General features: G+C 71.3%; 12 protein-coding genes. 11 read left to right on the top strand and 1 reads right to left on the bottom strand.

The window, feature by feature from the left end; genetic code table 11:
• Nucleotides 1-73 precede the first annotated feature (73 nt).
• Entirely contained in the window at nt 74-1,873 is a 1,800-nt protein-coding gene (locus CG723_RS05775) for a phosphatidylglycerol lysyltransferase domain-containing protein (protein WP_100592137.1), read from the top strand.
• Nucleotides 1,870-2,571, top strand: coding sequence for a hypothetical protein (locus CG723_RS46070; protein ID WP_159032392.1), 702 nt, complete (start codon nt 1,870-1,872; stop codon nt 2,569-2,571). Before CG723_RS05775 ends, CG723_RS46070 begins: the two co-directional genes overlap by 4 nt.
• Here CG723_RS46070 and CG723_RS05765 read toward each other — a convergent pair.
• Nucleotides 2,520-3,275 (bottom strand): hypothetical protein, encoded by a 756-nt coding sequence (locus tag CG723_RS05765; RefSeq protein WP_100592136.1) that lies wholly within the window; start codon nt 3,273-3,275, stop codon nt 2,520-2,522. The genes CG723_RS46070 and CG723_RS05765 overlap by 52 nt on opposite strands.
• A 67-nt stretch (nt 3,276-3,342) precedes the next feature.
• Between CG723_RS05765 and CG723_RS05760 the strand changes: the two genes are divergently transcribed.
• The 9 genes from CG723_RS05760 (at nt 3,343) to CG723_RS05720 (ending at nt 15,606) form a co-directional block, all read left to right on the top strand.
• Nucleotides 3,343-4,125 carry an adenosylcobinamide-GDP ribazoletransferase gene (locus CG723_RS05760; RefSeq protein WP_100592135.1) on the top strand — a complete coding sequence of 261 codons (783 nt, stop codon included), beginning with the start codon at nt 3,343-3,345 and terminating at the stop codon, nt 4,123-4,125.
• 126 nt (nt 4,126-4,251) lie between these two features.
• A complete protein-coding gene (locus tag CG723_RS05755) occupies nt 4,252-5,787 on the top strand; it encodes a leucyl aminopeptidase (RefSeq protein ID WP_100592134.1) in 1,536 nt (511 codons plus the stop codon).
• 282 nt (nt 5,788-6,069) lie between these two features.
• Entirely contained in the window at nt 6,070-7,458 is a 1,389-nt protein-coding gene (lpdA, locus tag CG723_RS05750; RefSeq protein ID WP_100592133.1) for a dihydrolipoyl dehydrogenase, read from the top strand.
• 132 nt (nt 7,459-7,590) lie between these two features.
• Nucleotides 7,591-9,339 carry a 2-oxoglutarate dehydrogenase, E2 component, dihydrolipoamide succinyltransferase gene (gene sucB / locus CG723_RS05745; protein WP_100592132.1) on the top strand — a complete coding sequence of 583 codons (1,749 nt, stop codon included), beginning with the start codon at nt 7,591-7,593 and terminating at the stop codon, nt 9,337-9,339.
• Nucleotides 9,340-9,505: 166 nt separating this feature from the next.
• Nucleotides 9,506-10,129, top strand: a complete 624-nt coding sequence (locus CG723_RS05740; protein WP_100592131.1) for a GntR family transcriptional regulator — start codon at nt 9,506-9,508, stop codon at nt 10,127-10,129.
• Nucleotides 10,130-10,412: 283 nt separating this feature from the next.
• Entirely contained in the window at nt 10,413-13,112 is a 2,700-nt protein-coding gene (gene aceE / locus CG723_RS05735) for a pyruvate dehydrogenase (acetyl-transferring), homodimeric type (protein WP_100592130.1), read from the top strand.
• Nucleotides 13,113-13,223: 111 nt separating this feature from the next.
• Complete coding sequence (locus tag CG723_RS05730) at nt 13,224-13,982, top strand: VOC family protein (RefSeq protein WP_100592129.1); 759 nt, start codon at nt 13,224-13,226, stop codon at nt 13,980-13,982.
• Between the two features lie 20 nt (nt 13,983-14,002).
• The gene (locus CG723_RS05725) at nt 14,003-14,983 is read left to right on the top strand and encodes a helix-turn-helix transcriptional regulator (RefSeq protein ID WP_100592128.1); all 981 of its coding nucleotides are present in this window, start codon (nt 14,003-14,005) and stop codon (nt 14,981-14,983) included.
• Between the two features lie 104 nt (nt 14,984-15,087).
• A complete protein-coding gene (locus tag CG723_RS05720) occupies nt 15,088-15,606 on the top strand; it encodes a DUF4240 domain-containing protein (RefSeq protein WP_100592127.1) in 519 nt (172 codons plus the stop codon).
• Nucleotides 15,607-15,623: the final 17 nt, after the last annotated feature.

Raw genomic sequence — 15,623 nt, 5'->3', positions numbered from 1 at the left:
CCGCGACCCGCCGTTTCACGTCCCGGCGATGCTCGACCCAGATAGCCAGAAACGCCCCATATGCTCCCTGCTTATGGCAGCTGACCAGACGACCTCGCCACCCGCGCGCCGCACCCACACCTCCACTCCCACCACGAAACGGGCGGCCGCCTTCACCGTCTGGTACCTGCGCGTCGTCACGTTCATCAACTTCCTGAGCGCGGTGTGGGTCTCCCTCGGCCAGGACCTGCAACGGCACAACACCAACGACTACTTCACCCCGTACCTGCTGACGGCCGGCTTCGCGTCCGGGGTCTTCACCTGGTTCCTGGCGATCACGATGCGCCGCCGCAAGCGCGCCGCGTGGATCCTCAACCTCGTACTCAGCGGGCTGTTCCTGCTCCTGTTCATCCTCGTGATGTTCTTCCCCGAGGTGCGCCGCTACGCGCAGAACTGGATCTCGGTCGTCCTGACCGCCGCGTTCGTCGCCGCGCTGCTGCTCGGGCGGCGGGAGTTCTACGCGAAGGGGGACCGCTCGAACCCGAAGCTCGCGGCCGTGGTCGGGGTCGGCGGACTCCTCGTGACGTCCCTGTTCGCGACGTTCCTCGTGACCGTCACCAACCAGGCGCACGACGGGCACCACTCGACGTTCCTGGAGCGCTGGCGCTACGGCACCCTGCGCCTCATCTCGGTCGCCACCGACGAGTCCCGCTACCCCGGCATCACGTCGCCGAACTGGGTCAACGTCGTGATCAACATCCTGAGCACCCTCCTCCTGCTCGCCGTCGCGTACGCCGCGTTCCGCTCCCGCAAGGCCGTCGACCCGATCACCCCCGACGACGAGGCGAAGCTGCGCGCGCTGCTCGACAAGGACGGCGACCGCGACTCGCTCGGCTACTTCGCGCTGCGCCGGGAGAAGAGCGTCGTGTGGTCGCCGACCGGCAAGGCGGCCGTCGCGTACCGCGTCGTCGGCGGGGTCTCGCTCGCCTCGGGCGATCCGATCGGCGACCCCGAGGCCTGGCCGGGCGCGATCGACCCCTGGCTCATGGAGGCGCGCGAACACGGCTGGATCCCGGCCGTGATGGGCGCGAGCGAGGAGGCGGGCACCATCTACGCGCGGCACGGCCTCGACGCCCTCGAACTCGGCGACGAAGCCATCGTCGAGATCGGCGCCCGGGGCGGAGCCCCTGATCAGGGCTTCACGCTGGAGGGGCGGGCCATGCGCACCGTCCGGCAGGCCTACAACCGGGTCAAACGCGCGGGTTACGAGGTGCGGATCCGGCGCCACGAGGACATTCCCGCCGACGAGATGACGTACCTGCTCCAGCGCGCCGACGACTGGCGCGACGGGGCGACCGAGCGCGGCTTCTCGATGGCGCTCGGCCGGCTCGGCGACCCGGGCGACGGGCGCTGCGTGATGCTCGAATGCACCGACGGGAAAGGTGAGTTGAAGGCGGTACTCTCGTTCGTCCCGTGGGGGCCCGAGGGGCTCTCGCTCGATCTGATGCGGCGCGACAGGGACTCCGAGAACGGGCTGATGGAGTTCATGGTCATCGAACTGCTCCAGCGGGCCGAGGAGATCGGGATCACGCAGGTGTCGCTCAACTTCGCGATGTTCCGGTCCGTCTTCGAACGTGGCTCGCGGCTCGGCGCGGGCCCGGTGCTGCGCCTGTGGCGCTCGCTGCTCAGCTTCTTCTCACGGTGGTGGCAGATCGAATCCCTCTACCGGGCCAACGCGAAGTACCGGCCCATCTGGGAGCCCCGCTTCCTGCTCTTCGAGAAGAGCGCCGACCTGCCGCGGATCGGCCTCGCCTCCGCGCGCGCCGAGGGCTTTCTGGAGGCGCCGGGCCTGCCGAACTGGATGCACCGCAGACATCTGGAGCCGCACCCGTGAGATCCCCGGCCGCCCTGGCCCGCGCCGAGTGGGGCCCGCTGTGGTCGACGGTGCGCCGGGGGCTCGTCGACAGGAAGCGGCGGGCGGCGCCGATGACGCTCGGGGCGGTCTGCCTCACGGCCTTGTTCCAGTACGTCCAGAACCAGTCCTGGGGTTACCGATTCGTGCAGGACGTCGGCTCCGTGCGGGCCGAGGACCCGCTGTGGCTGTCCCTGCTGCGCACCCCGCTGTCCCTCTTCGTGCCGGCGCTCGACCTGCCCGTATGGGGCGCCCTGGCACAGATCCTGCTCGTGTTCGGCATCGCGGAGATCTGCCTCGGCCGGTGGGTCACGCTCGCCATCGGATACGTCACCACACTCGTCGGCACCCTCTACGCCCGCCTGGCCATCGCGCTCGGCCCCGACGGACCGCTCGGCCTGCCCGCCTCTGACGCGCGGATCGTCGACAACGGCCCGTCGGCGGCGGTCGTCGGGCTCGCCATCTACGTGTGCTGGCGCTATCGCGCCCGGCGCACGGCGGTCGTGGTGATCGCCCTCATGGTGATCGAGGCGGCCGTGAAACCGAACCTCGCGGGCAAGGAACATCTGGCGGCGATCAGCGCGGTCGCCCTGGTCGTCGTGGCGCGCTGGGCGCTGGACGCCGTGCGTCACCGGGGCGTTGAGCGCTCCGGGTCGGGTGTGCCGCCGATCAGGTCCTGAAAGCCCCGGCTCATCCTCGACCAGCGCCGGTCGTGCCGGTAGGCCCGCAGCCGCGATCTCGCCCTGGCCTTCGGGCGCCGCCGGTACCAGCGCTTCGCCCACGCCGATCCGGGCCGCGCGAGCCTGATGGCCCCGAACAGCGCGACGAACGGTACGAGTACGCCCACGACCGCGAGCCGGGGCTTCCCCTTGAACATGGCCAGCACCACGAACAAGAGGTTCACCAGGACCGTGAGGATCGCGGTGCCGCGCCCCTGCTCCTCCTGTCCCGACACGTCGTTCACGCCGAGCGGCGAGAAGCCGCTGAGGACGAGCAGCCCGAGCGCCGCCGCGAGGACCACCACCTCGACGCTCTGTCGGCCCTGCTCGGTCCAGTAGACGTCGGCGAGGTGCAGGATCAGGGCGAACTCGTCGAGGACCAGGCCCGCGCCGATCCCGAAGATCACCGCGCAGATCGAGGCGGTGACGCCGTGCCGCCCACTGCCGACCGCGCCGAACCCGCCGATGACGGTGAGGATCACGCCGGGCACCACGTGGTGGATGTGCATGCCGCCCGGGGTGACGTTGCGGAACGGCCCGCGCCCGGCGCGGATGAGGCGCGTGACCGTACGGGTCACGGCGAAGGTCAGCAGGAACGCGGCGAGAGCGAGCAGCAGTGGCAGCTTCCCCGGCTCGCCGATGTTCCGGTACCACCAGTCACCCATGCGGCCATCCTGCCGCCGGGGCCCGGGCGCCGCCCGCTGTGCTGGGCCCCCCGGGTAGCCTGCCGGGATGCCCGCAACCCCGGCCGACGGCCTCCGCTTCGCCTTCGGCACCCTCACCGTGCTCCCGGTCAAGGTCACCCGCTGGGACCGCGACGCGGCCCGCGCCGGAATGCTCTGCGCCCCCGTCGCCGGGCTCGTCGTGGGCCTGGCCGCCGCCGCGCTCGGCGGGCTCCTGACGCTGCTCGGCGCTGGTCCGCTGCTCGCGGCCGTGGCGAGCGTGAGCGTCCCGGCCGCGCTGACCCGGGGACTGCACCTGGACGGGCTCGCCGACACCGCCGACGGCCTCGGCAGCGGCAAGCCGGCCGAGGACGCGCTGCGCATCATGAAGCAGTCGGACATCGGCCCGTTCGGCGTCATCACGCTCGTGCTCGCGCTCCTCGCCCAGGTCGCCGCGCTCGCCGAGCTGTACGCGGATTCGTGGGCGCGCGGCGCGCTCGCTGCCGTCGTCTCGGCACTCACCGCCCGGCTCGCGCTCACGCTGGCCTCGCGCACCGGTGTCCCGCCGGCCCGGCCCGAGGGCCTGGGCGCGGCCGTCGCCGGAACGGTGCCCGTGCGCGGGGCGCTGCTCGCCGCCGCCGTCACCGTGTGCGCCGCCGGGGCCGCGGGCGCCGTCACCGGCTCGGCGTACGGCGCCGTGCGCGGCGCGGCGGCCGCCGTCCTCGCCTGCTGCGCGGCCGAACTCCTGCTGCGCCACTGCGTGCGCCGCTTCGGCGGAGTGACCGGCGACGTCTTCGGCGGCGTCGCCGAGACCACCGCCACCGCCGCCCTCGTCGTCCTCACTTTCGGCTGACACGGCCGCGGTCACATACCGCGCAGCGCACCCTCGCGCCCACGGGCGTAGGCTCCCCAAGGGGCCATACACCCCACGGCCCGTCAGAACTCGTTCAGACACCATGAAAGTAGGGACCTCACCACCGTGACTGCTCTGACTCTCAGCACCGCCGCCGCGTCCGGCCTGCGTGCTGACGCGATCGTCGTCGGTGTGGCGAAGGGTGCTGCATCCAAGTCCGGAGTGCTCGTCGTCGCCCCCGGCGCGGAGGCCGTGGACAAGGCCTACGACGGCAAGCTCGCCGCCGTCCTGGAGACCCTCGGCGCCTCTGGCGGTGAGGGTGAGGTGACGAAGCTCCCCGCCCCCTCCGGCTTCAAGGCCCCGGTCGTCCTGGCGGTCGGTCTCGGCCCGGTGCCGGAGAAGGACGAGTCGTACGACGCGGAGGCCCTGCGCCGCGCCGCCGGTGCCGCCGCCCGCACGCTGGCCGGTGCGAAGAAGGCCGCGTTCGCGCTGCCCGTCGGGGACCCGGGTGACGCGGGAGCGATCGCGGAGGGCGCGCTGCTCGGCGCGTACTCCTTCGACGCCTACAAGGAGTCGGCCCAGGAGGGCAAGGACAACGGCAAGGCGCCGCTCGGCGAGATCGCCCTGCTCGGAGCCAAGCCCCGCGACAAGGCGTTCAAGGCCGCCGTGGAGCGCGCCCTCGCCGTGACCGAGGAGCTCAACCGCGCCCGCGACCTGGTCAACACCCCGCCGAACGACCTGACCCCGGAGGCCTTCGCCGCCGTCGCCTCGGCCGCGGCCAAGGAGCACGGCATCAAGGTGCAGGTCCTCGACGAGAAGGCGCTCGTCAAGGGCGGCTTCGGCGGCATCCTCGGCGTCGGCGCCGGCTCGGAGGCCCCGCCGCGCCTGGTGAAGCTCTCCTACACGTCGTCGAAGGCGGACAAGCACCTCGCCTTCGTCGGCAAGGGCATCACGTACGACTCGGGCGGCATCTCCCTCAAGCCGGCCGGTCACAACGAGACGATGAAGTGCGACATGGCCGGCGCCGCCGCCGTGTTCGCCGCCGTCGTCGCCTCGGCCCGTCTCGGTCTTGACGTGAACGTCACCGGCTGGCTGGCGCTCGCCGAGAACATGCCGTCGGGCTCCGCCACCCGCCCCGGCGACGTCCTTCGCATGTACTCCGGCAAGACCGTCGAGGTCCTGAACACGGACGCCGAGGGCCGCCTGGTCCTGGCCGACGCCATCGCCAAGGCCTCCGAGGAGACCCCGGACGCGATCGTCGACGTCGCCACGCTGACCGGCGCGATGGTGCTGGCGCTCGGCAACCGCACGTTCGGCATCATGGCGAACGACGACGCTTTCCGTACGTCGATCCACGAGGTCGCCGAGGAGGTCGGCGAGCCGTCCTGGCCGATGCCGCTCCCCGCCGACCTGCGCAAGGGCATGGACTCCGCCACCGCCGACATCGCCAACATGGGCGAGCGCATGGGCGGCGGCCTGGTGGCCGGCCTCTTCCTCCAGGAGTTCGTCGGCGAGGGCATCACGTGGGCCCACCTCGACATCGCGGGCCCGGCCTTCAACGAGGCCGGCCCGTCCGGCTACACGCCCAAGGGCGGCACCGGTTCCGCGGTCCGTACGCTGGTGCGCCTCGCGGAGCGCACGGCCGCCGGTGACCTCGGCTGACGCAGAGCGGCACGCTTGACGGTCCCCGGGTGCGAAGGCACCCGGGGACCGTTCGCTTTCGACGAAATCCGCAGCTTCCCGGACCCCCTCACCCGGGTTTCAGGTGTAACCGCCGTCTCACCCCCGGGCCCGGCGTCCCGTCCGCCGTCGACAAGTGCGAGGATGGGTCCTTGGCAGGACAGGGCCCCCACCACAGGGCCGAAGCATAAAAAGCGGCCGGACACCAGCCGCCGCCCGGTCACTGCAGACCGGCGTACGGCGCACATGCATGGAGGACGTGACGTGGCGAACGACGCCAGCACTGTTTTCGACCTAGTGATCCTCGGCGGTGGCAGTGGCGGTTACGCCGCGGCCCTGCGCGGAGCGCAGCTGGGCCTGGACGTCGCCCTGATCGAGAAGAACAAGCTCGGGGGCACCTGCCTGCACAACGGCTGCATCCCGACGAAGGCCCTGCTGCACGCCGGCGAGATCGCCGACCAGGCGCGCGAGGCTGACCAGTTCGGTGTCAAGGCCTCCTTCGAGGGCATCGACATCGCGGGCGTCCACAAGTACAAGGACGACGTGATCTCCGGCCTGTACAAGGGCCTGCAGGGGCTCGTCGCCTCCCGCAAGGTGACGTACATCGAGGGCGAGGGCCGCCTGTCGTCCCCGACCTCCGTGGACGTGAACGGCCAGCGCGTCCAGGGCCGTCACGTGCTCCTCGCGACCGGCTCCGTGCCGAAGTCGCTGCCGGGCCTGGAGATCGACGGCAACCGCATCATCTCCTCGGACCACGCGCTGAAGCTGGACCGCGTCCCGCAGTCCGCGATCATCCTGGGCGGCGGCGTCATCGGCGTCGAGTTCGCCTCGGCATGGAAGTCCTTCGGCACCGACGTCACCGTCGTCGAGGGCCTCAAGCACCTCGTCCCGGTCGAGGACGAGAACAGCTCCAAGCTTCTTGAGCGCGCGTTCCGCAAGCGCGGCATCAAGTTCAACCTCGGCACCTTCTTCGAGAAGGCCGAGTACACGCAGGACGGCGTCCGCGTGACCCTCGCCGACGGCAAGACCTTCGAGGCCGAGGTCCTCCTGGTCGCCATCGGCCGCGGCCCGGTCTCGGCCGGTCTCGGTTACGAGGAGCAAGGCGTCGCGATGGACCGCGGCTACGTCCTGGTCGACGAGTACATGCAGACCAACGTGCCGACCGTCTCGGCCGTCGGTGACCTCGTCCCGACGCTCCAGCTCGCGCACGTCGGCTTCGCCGAGGGCATCCTGGTGGCGGAGCGCCTGGCCGGTCTCAAGACCGTCCCGATCGACTACGACGGCGTGCCGAAGGTGACGTACTGCCACCCCGAGGTCGCCTCCGTCGGTATCACCGAGGCCAAGGCCAAGGAGATCTACGGTGCGGACAAGGTCGTCGCTCTGAAGTACAACCTCGCGGGCAACGGCAAGTCCAAGATCCTCAAGACCGCGGGCGAGATCAAGCTCGTCCAGGTCAAGGACGGTGCCGTGGTCGGCGTCCACATGGTCGGCGACCGTATGGGCGAGCAGGTCGGCGAAGCCCAGCTGATCTACAACTGGGAAGCGCTGCCCGCCGAGGTCGCCCAGCTCATCCACGCCCACCCGACGCAGAACGAGGCCCTCGGAGAGGCCCACCTGGCCCTCGCGGGCAAGCCGCTGCACTCGCACGACTAGGTCAGGCCGCAGGCTGGACCCAGTCGTCCCTGTCGTCCCCTGGGCGCGACGACCGACCACAGACTTCCGCACTTCCCCAAGCTCTCAACATCGCTCGAGCAGGGGAGACCCCACTAAGGAGCAACAGAAACCATGTCGGTTTCCGTATCCCTTCCGGCGCTCGGTGAGAGTGTCACCGAGGGCACCGTCACCCGCTGGCTGAAGGCCGAGGGCGAGCGCGTCGAGGTCGACGAGCCGCTGCTCGAGGTCTCGACCGACAAGGTCGACACCGAGATCCCCTCGCCCGCCGCCGGCATCCTGGCCTCCATCAAGGTCGCCGAGGACGAGACCGTCGAGGTCGGCGCCGAGCTGGCCGTCATCGACGACGGCACGGGCGCGCCCGCCGCCGCCCCGGCTCCGGCCGCTGCCGAGGCCCCGGCCCCGGCCGCCGCTCCGGCCCCCGTCGCCGAGGCCCCCGCGGCCCCGGCCGCCGCCCCGGCTGCTCCGGCCGCCCCCGCCGGTGCCGCTTCCGGCACCGACGTCGTGCTGCCCGCTCTCGGCGAGTCCGTCACCGAGGGCACCGTCACCCGCTGGCTGAAGGAGGTCGGCGAGGAGGTCGCGGAGGACGAGCCCCTGCTCGAGGTCTCAACGGACAAGGTCGACACCGAGATCCCCTCCCCGGTCGCCGGCGTTCTCCTGGAGATCTCCGTCGCCGAGGACGAGACCGCCGAGGTCGGCGCCAAGCTGGCCGTCATCGGTGCTCCCGGTGCCGCTCCGGCCGCCGCTCCTGCTCCGGCTGCTCCGGCTCCGGCCGCCGCTCCGGCCCCCGCCGCTCCCGCTCCCGCGGCTCCGGCTCCCGCGGCTCCGGCCCCGGTTGCCGCTCCGGCCCCGGCTGCTCCGGCCGCCCCGGCTCCGGTCGCCGCTCCCGCTCCGGTCGCCCCCGCTGCCCCGGCCCCCGCCGCGGTCTCCGGTGACGACGGCGCGTACGTGACCCCGCTGGTGCGCAAGCTCGCGTCGGAGAACGGCGTGGACCTGGGCACCGTCAAGGGCACCGGCGTCGGTGGCCGTATCCGCAAGCAGGACGTCATCGCGGCCGCCGAGGCCGCGAAGGCCGCCCCGGCCCCCGCCGCCGCTGCTGCTCCGGCCGCCGCGAAGGCCCCGGCCCTGGAGGTCTCTCCCCTCCGCGGCCAGACGGTCAAGATGACCCGCATGCGCAAGGTCATCGGCGACAACATGATGAAGGCCCTGCACTCGCAGGCCCAGCTGACCTCGGTCGTCGAGGTCGACATCACCAAGCTGATGAAGCTGCGCGCCAAGGCGAAGGACGCGTTCGCGGCCCGTGAGGGCGTCAAGCTCTCCCCGATGCCGTTCTTCGTCAAGGCCGCCGCCCAGGCGCTGAAGGCCCACCCGGTCGTCAACGCCCGGATCAACGACGACGAAGGCACCATCACGTACTTCGACTCGGAGAACATCGGCATCGCCGTTGACGCCGAGAAGGGTCTGATGACGCCGGTCATCAAGGGCGCGGGCGACCTGAACATCGCCGGCATCTCGAAGAAGACCGCCGAGCTGGCCGGCAAGGCCCGCGGTGGCGGCCTCACGCCGGACGACATGTCCGGCGCGACCTTCACGATCTCCAACACGGGCTCGCGCGGTGCGCTCTTCGACACCGTCATCGTGCCGCCGAACCAGGCCGCGATCCTGGGCATCGGCGCCACGGTGAAGCGTCCGGTCGTCATCAACCACCCGGACCTCGGCGAGACCATCGCCGTCCGGGACATGACGTTCCTGTCGCTCTCCTACGACCACCGTCTGGTGGACGGCGCGGACGCCGCCCGCTACCTGACCACGGTCAAGGCGATCCTGGAGGCCGGCGAGTTCGAGGTCGAGCTCGGCCTGTAACTCTCGTCTCATCAGTGCGTACGCCCCCGTCCGGAGTCTTCCGGACGGGGGCGCCGCCGTATTGTCTAGAGGTCAACGCACCTTGGGGCCTGCCCGCCCGTCGCCCGACCACCGCCCCTCAATGAGGCCCTTCGGGCCGCACCTTCCCATCGCTGGAGGAGCCACCATGACCGCGCCCGTCGTCCACTCGCTGCGCGAACAGATCCGCGAGCACATCGTCGAGGGGATCGTCAGCGGGCGCTGGAAGCCGGGCGAGCGCATCGTGGAGCGCCGCATCGCCACGGAGCTGGAGGTCAGCCAGACGCCCGTGCGGGAGGCCCTGCGGGAGCTGGAGAGCCTGCGTCTGATCGAGTCCGCTCCCAACAAGGGCGTCCGGGTGCGGAATCTGACGGCCGCCGACCTGGAGGAGAGCTACCCGGTCAGGGCCGGTCTCGAGGCCATCGCGGCGGAGCTGGCGGCCGGCAAGCTGGCCGAGGACTGCTCGGCCCTCGAACCCCATGTGGCGGCCCTCTACCGCGCCGACCAGGAGGCCGACGGGACGGGCCAGGTACGGCACACGGTCGCCTTCCACCGCGAACTGGTGCGTGCCGCGGGGAACTCCGTACTGCTGCACACCTGGGAGGGCCTCGGCATCGAGGTGTTCACGGCCCTGTCGATCCGGTGGCTCGGCACGGTCCAGCAGTCGTACGCGGAGGAGCACGAGGCGCTCGTGGCCGCGTTCCGGCGCCGGGATCCGGCGATCGCCGAGCTGGTGAAGGCGCACGTGCTCGGCTGCGCCCCGCGCGCCTGAGCCACACCCCGCTCAGACGTCGTCGCGGCACCCTCCCACCTGCGAGAATTCGCCGTACCGCCTTCGAAAACAAGGCACCCGGTGCCCCGTTCAATGGCACCGGATGCCCACTTTCTCCGTCTGAGGAAGTTTTCTCCTTCAACCCTTTGATCGATCATCGATCAGGGAGTTAGAGTCGCCGACGGGTCTCCACCAGAGACCCACGCCCTGTCCTGCCAAAGACCTAGGGCACCCCCACCCTTTCCGCTAAGGGAACCCCCCTCCGACTCAGGAAGGCGGCGCAATGACCGACCCCTCCGCAATCCAGCCGAGCGAGCTCGACCAGCTCCCGGACCGCGACCCCGAGGAGACCGCCGAATGGCAGGCCTCCCTGGACGCCGTTACCAAGGCGGCCGGGCCGCACCGTGCCGCGTACCTGATGCGCCGCACGCTGGAGCGCGCCGAGGGCTCAGGCCTGGCGCTGCCGAAGCTCCTCGAGACCGACTACGTCAACACCATCCCGACCGCCGCAGAGCCGGCGATCGAGGGTGACGAGGCGCTGGAACTGAAGATCGCCGCGTGGAACCGCTGGAACGCGGCCGCGATGGTGACCCGTGGCTCCAAGTACGGCGTCGGCGGCCACATCGCCACGTTCGCCTCGGCGGCCTGGCTCTACGAGACCGGCTTCAACCACTTCTTCAAGGGGAAGGAGGGCGACGGCTCCGGTGACCAGCTGTACATCCAGGGCCACGCCTCCCCCGGCATCTACGCCCGCGCCTTCCTCGACGGCCGCCTGAGCGAGCAGCAGCTCGACCACTTCCGCCAGGAGTCCGGCGGCGACGGCCTGCCGTCGTATCCGCACCCGCGGCGCCTGCCCTGGCTGTGGGAGTTCCCGACCGTCTCCATGGGCCTCGGCCCGCTGTCGGCGATCTACCAGGCGCGGTTCAACCGCTACCTCACCAACCGCAAGATCAAGGACGTCTCCGCCTCGCACGTGTGGGCGTTCCTCGGTGACGGCGAGATGGACGAGCCCGAGGCCACCGCGGCCCTGGCGCTCGCCTCGCGTGAGGGTCTGGACAACCTGACCTTCGTCATCAACTGCAACCTGCAGCGCCTCGACGGCCCGGTCCGCGCCAACTTCCGCGTGGTCCAGGAGCTGGAGGCGCAGTTCCGCGGCGCCGGCTGGAACGTCATCAAGACGCTCTGGGGCTCCGCCTGGGACGAGCTGTTCCAGCTCGACACGACCGGCGCGCTCGTGCGCCGGCTGCGCGAGGTGCCGGACGCCCAGTTCCAGACGTACGCGACGCGCGACGCCGCGTACATCCGCGAGCACTTCTTCGGCTCCGAGCCCGCGCTCGTCGAGCTGGGCCGGCTGCTCACGGACGACAAGATCGCCGAGTGCTTCAAGGTCTCGCGCGGCGGCCACGAGCCCCGCAAGGTGTACGCGGCCTACCGTGCGGCCCTGTCGCACGCGGGCGCGCCGACCGTGATCCTGGTCCAGACGGTCAAGGGCTTCACGCTCGGCAAGGGCTTCGAGTCCAAGAACGCCAACCACCAGATGAAGAAGCTGACGGTGGACGAGTTCAAGGACATGCGTGACCTCCTTGAACTGCCCATCTCCGACAGCCAGTTCGTCGACGGCCAGGTCCCCTACGGCCACCCGGGCGCCGACTCCCCCGAGGTCCGCTACCTCCAGGAGCGCCGCGCGGCCCTCGGCGGCCCCGCCCCGGCCCGCCGCACGCACGCGATCGCCCCGCTGCCGGCCCCGGCCGACAAGGCGTTCGCGTCCTTCGACAAGGGCTCAGGATCGCAGTCCGTGGCCACGACCATGGCGTTCGTACGCCTGGTCAAGGACCTCGTACGCGACAAGGAGACCGGCAAGCGCTGGGTGCCGATCGTCCCGGACGAGGCGCGCACCTTCGGCATGGAGTCGCTGTTCCCGTCGCTCGGCATCTACTCCCCCAAGGGGCAGACGTACGAGCCGGTCGACCGCGACCAGCTGATGTACTACAAGGAAGCCACGGACGGCCAGATCCTCAACGAGGGCATCACCGAGGCCGGCTCCATGGCGGACTTCATCGCCGCCGCCAGCGCGTACTCCACGCACGGCGAGGCGATGATCCCCTTCTACATCTTCTACTCGATGTTCGGCTGGCAGCGCACGGCCGACCAGATGTGGCAGCTCGGCGACCAGCTGGGCCGCGGCTTCCTGGTGGGTGCCACCGCGGGCCGTACGACGCTGACGGGTGAGGGTCTGCAGCACGCGGACGGTCACTCGCCGGTCATCGCGGCGACCAACCCGGCCGCGCTGTCCTACGACCCGGCGTTCGCGTACGAGATCGGCGCGATCGTCAAGGACGGTCTGCGCCGCATGTACGGCGAGGCGGCCCCGGGCGAGGACCGAGACGTCTTCTACTACCTGACGGTCTACAACGAGCCGATGCCGCAGCCGGCCAAGCCCGCGGGCGTGGACGAGGGCATCCTCAAGGGCCTCTACCGCTTCAACACCGCCGAGTCGGCCGGGGTGAACGTCGCGGCCGCCAACGCCCCGCGCATCCAGCTGCTCGGTTCGGGCACGGCGATCCACTGGGCCCTCGAGGCGCAGAAACTGCTGGCCGAGGAGTGGGGTGTCGCCGCCGACGTGTGGTCCGCGACCTCCTGGACCGAGCTGCGCCGCGACGCCCTGGAGGCGGACGAGGCGATCCTGCGCGGCGAGGAGCGCACTCCCTACATCCGTACGGCGCTCGACGGCGCCCAGGGCCCGGTCCTCGCGGTCTCCGACTACATGCGCCAGGTCCCCGACCAGATCGCGCAGTGGGTCGAGCAGGACTACTCCTCGCTCGGTGCGGACGGCTTCGGTCTCTCCGACACCCGTGAGGCGGCCCGCCGCCACTTCGGCATCGACGCGCAGTCGATCGTCGTCGCGGCCCTGGCCCAGCTCGCCCGCCGCGGCGAGGTCAATGCCTCGGCCGTGAAGGAGGCGCGCGAGCGCTACGGCCTGTAGTCCCTTGTCATGCGTGCCCCGTCCCGATTGCCGGGGCGGGGCACGCGTGCGTGAATGAGGAGGAGTCCGCAGGAGTTCCAGGGGGGCGCCGTTCAGGGGAGAAGTACGTCCATGAAGATCTCCAAAACCCCATCAGCCCCCTGCTGGGCGGACCTCTCCACGCCCGACAGCGACGCGGCCCGGCTCTTCTACGAGGGTCTCCTCGGCTGGCACAGCGAAGTGGCGCAGGACTACGGCATCTTCAGGTCCGGCGGCGAGCCGGTCGCCGGCTTCGCCCCGGCCACCAACCCGAAGGAACCGTCGGTGTGGCTGCCGTACTACCAGTCGGCCGGGGTCGACGCCGTCATCGCGCGCGTGAAGGGCAACGGCGGCTCGGTGGTCACGGGTCCGCGGACCATCGAGGAGGACGGCGTCTTCGCGGTCTGCCAGGACCCCGCGGGGGCCGCGTTCGGCCTGTGGCAGCCGATCACGAACACGGGGTTCGGCGTGGTGAACGCGCCGGGGAGTTTCTGCTGGTTCGAGCTCCTGACCCGCGATCCGGACGGGTCCAAGGACTTCTACCAGTCCGTACTGGGCTGGGGCGCGAAGCGGCACCCCTACGGAGGCGGCGGCAGTTACACCGAGTGGAGCGTCGACGACGAGCCCTTCGGCGGGATGCTCGACACGGCGTCGGACTCGTTCCCCAAGGATCTGCCCGCGCACTGGATGGTGTACATCGCCGTCGGGGACACCGACGCGACGGCGGCTCGCTGCAAGCAACTCGGCGGGCAGATCCTGGTGCACCCGACGTCCATCGAGCCGGGCCGGTTCGCGGTGCTCGCCGATCCGCAGGGCGCCTCGTTCGCGGTCATCACGTACACCCCGCGCTGAAGGGCCCGCATCATGGGCGTATGCGAGCTGCCCGCCTGATCAAGATGGTGTTGTTGCTCCAGTCCCGGCCGTCGATGACGGCGGGTGAGCTGGCGCGCGAGCTGGAGGTCTCGGAGCGGACCGTGACGCGGGACGCGCAGGCGCTGTCCGAGGCGGGCGTGCCGGTGTACGCGGACCGGGGCAGGGCGGGCGGGTACCGGCTGATCGGCGGGTACCGGACGCGGCTGACGGGTCTGGCGCGCGGTGAGGCGGAGGCCCTGTTCCTGTCCGGAGTGCCGGGCGCGCTGCGGGAGATGGGCTTGGAAGACGCGGCGTCGGCCGCGCGGCTGAAGGTGTCGGCGGCGCTGCTGCCTTCGCTGCGGGACGCCTCGCGGACGGCGGCACAGCGGTTCCACCTGGACGCGCCGGGCTGGTTCCAGGAGCCGCGGACGCCCGAGCTGCTGCCGGCGGTGGCGGACGCGGTGTGGGACGACCGGGTGGTGCGCGCCCGCTACCGGCGTGACGAGGCGGGGAGCTCGCGGGAGGTGGTGCGGGAGCTGGAGCCGTACGGGCTCGTCCTGAAGGCGGGTGTCTGGTATCTGTGCGCCCGCGTCGCCGGCGGGACCCACCGGGTGTACCGGATCGACCGGTTCACCGGCGTCGAGGCGGGCGGGGAACGCTTCGTACGGGACCAGGAGTTCGATCTGCCGGGGTTCTGGGAGGAGCGGGCGGAGGAGTTCGCGCGGTCCATCCTGCGCGCGGAGGTCGTCCTGCGGCTGTCCCCCGCGGGACTGCGGCAGCTTCCGTACGCGATCGAGCCCGCGTCCGTGCGTGCGGCGCGGGAGTCGGCGGGCGAGCCGGACGAGGAGGGGTGGGTGACGGTGACTCTGCCGGTCGAGTCGGAGGACGTCGCGTACGGGCAGCTGTTCGGGCTCGGGCCCGAGGCGGAGGTCGTCGCTCCCGCCGCGCTGCGTGATCGCTTCGCAGAAGCGGCACGGCGGATGGGCGACCGCTACCGGTGAGCCGCCGGGCGCCGTGCCCTCGGCATGTGCGCGCATAACGAAACGGCGCGGCTCCGGCACCTCGGCGTGCGTCCCCGACCCCCAAGGCAGATGCTTGTCCCGTGATGGACGAGACGGAGTTCTGGGAGATCGTGGACAGCACCCGCGAGGCCGCCGAGGGCGACCCCGAGGACCAGGCCGAGCTGCTCGTCGACCGGCTGCTCCAGGCCGACCCCGACGCGGTGCTCGACTTCGCCCGTCACTTCGAGTCCCGCTACCACCGCGCCTACCGCTGGGACCTGTGGGGCGCCGCGTGGGTACTGCTCGGCGGCGCGAGCGACGACGCGTTCGACTACTTCCGCTGCTGGCTGATCGGCCAGGGCAGGGAGGTGTTCGAGGGCGCGCTGCACGAGCCGGACTCGCTCGCCGATCTGCTGGGGGACTTCGACGAGGAGATCGACGGGGACGGCGAGGAGCTCGGCTACGCGGCTGACGAGGCGTACGAGGAGCTGACCGGGGCGGTGGCGCCCGATCTCGGCATTCCGGCCGGGCCCGCGGAGCCGGAGGGCACGCCGTTCGACTTCGAGAACACGGCGGAGCTGCAGCGGCTGTATCCGAAGCTCTCGGAGCGCTTCGGGTCGTAGGAGGAGTAGGGAACGTA

Origin of the sequence: Streptomyces sp. CB01635 (genome assembly GCF_002803065.1) — a bacterium.
GTDB lineage: Bacteria > Actinomycetota > Actinomycetes > Streptomycetales > Streptomycetaceae > Streptomyces.
The sequence above is the reverse complement of the archived record's forward strand: the minus strand, read 5'-3'. Positions and strand labels throughout refer to the sequence as shown.

Excerpts from the sequence above, each read along its gene's own strand:
- CG723_RS05775 (WP_100592137.1), top strand. The coding sequence starts at position 74 with ATGGCAGCTGACCAGACGACCTCGCCACCCGCGCGCCGCACCCACACC.
- CG723_RS05765 (WP_100592136.1), bottom strand. The coding sequence starts at position 3,275 with ATGGGTGACTGGTGGTACCGGAACATCGGCGAGCCGGGGAAGCTGCCA.
- CG723_RS05760 (WP_100592135.1), top strand. The coding sequence starts at position 3,343 with ATGCCCGCAACCCCGGCCGACGGCCTCCGCTTCGCCTTCGGCACCCTC.
- sucB (WP_100592132.1), top strand. The coding sequence starts at position 7,591 with ATGTCGGTTTCCGTATCCCTTCCGGCGCTCGGTGAGAGTGTCACCGAG.
- CG723_RS05740 (WP_100592131.1), top strand. The coding sequence starts at position 9,506 with ATGACCGCGCCCGTCGTCCACTCGCTGCGCGAACAGATCCGCGAGCAC.
- aceE (WP_100592130.1), top strand. The coding sequence starts at position 10,413 with ATGACCGACCCCTCCGCAATCCAGCCGAGCGAGCTCGACCAGCTCCCG.
- CG723_RS05730 (WP_100592129.1), top strand. The coding sequence starts at position 13,224 with ATGAAGATCTCCAAAACCCCATCAGCCCCCTGCTGGGCGGACCTCTCC.
- CG723_RS05725 (WP_100592128.1), top strand. The coding sequence starts at position 14,003 with ATGCGAGCTGCCCGCCTGATCAAGATGGTGTTGTTGCTCCAGTCCCGG.
- CG723_RS05720 (WP_100592127.1), top strand. The coding sequence starts at position 15,088 with ATGGACGAGACGGAGTTCTGGGAGATCGTGGACAGCACCCGCGAGGCC.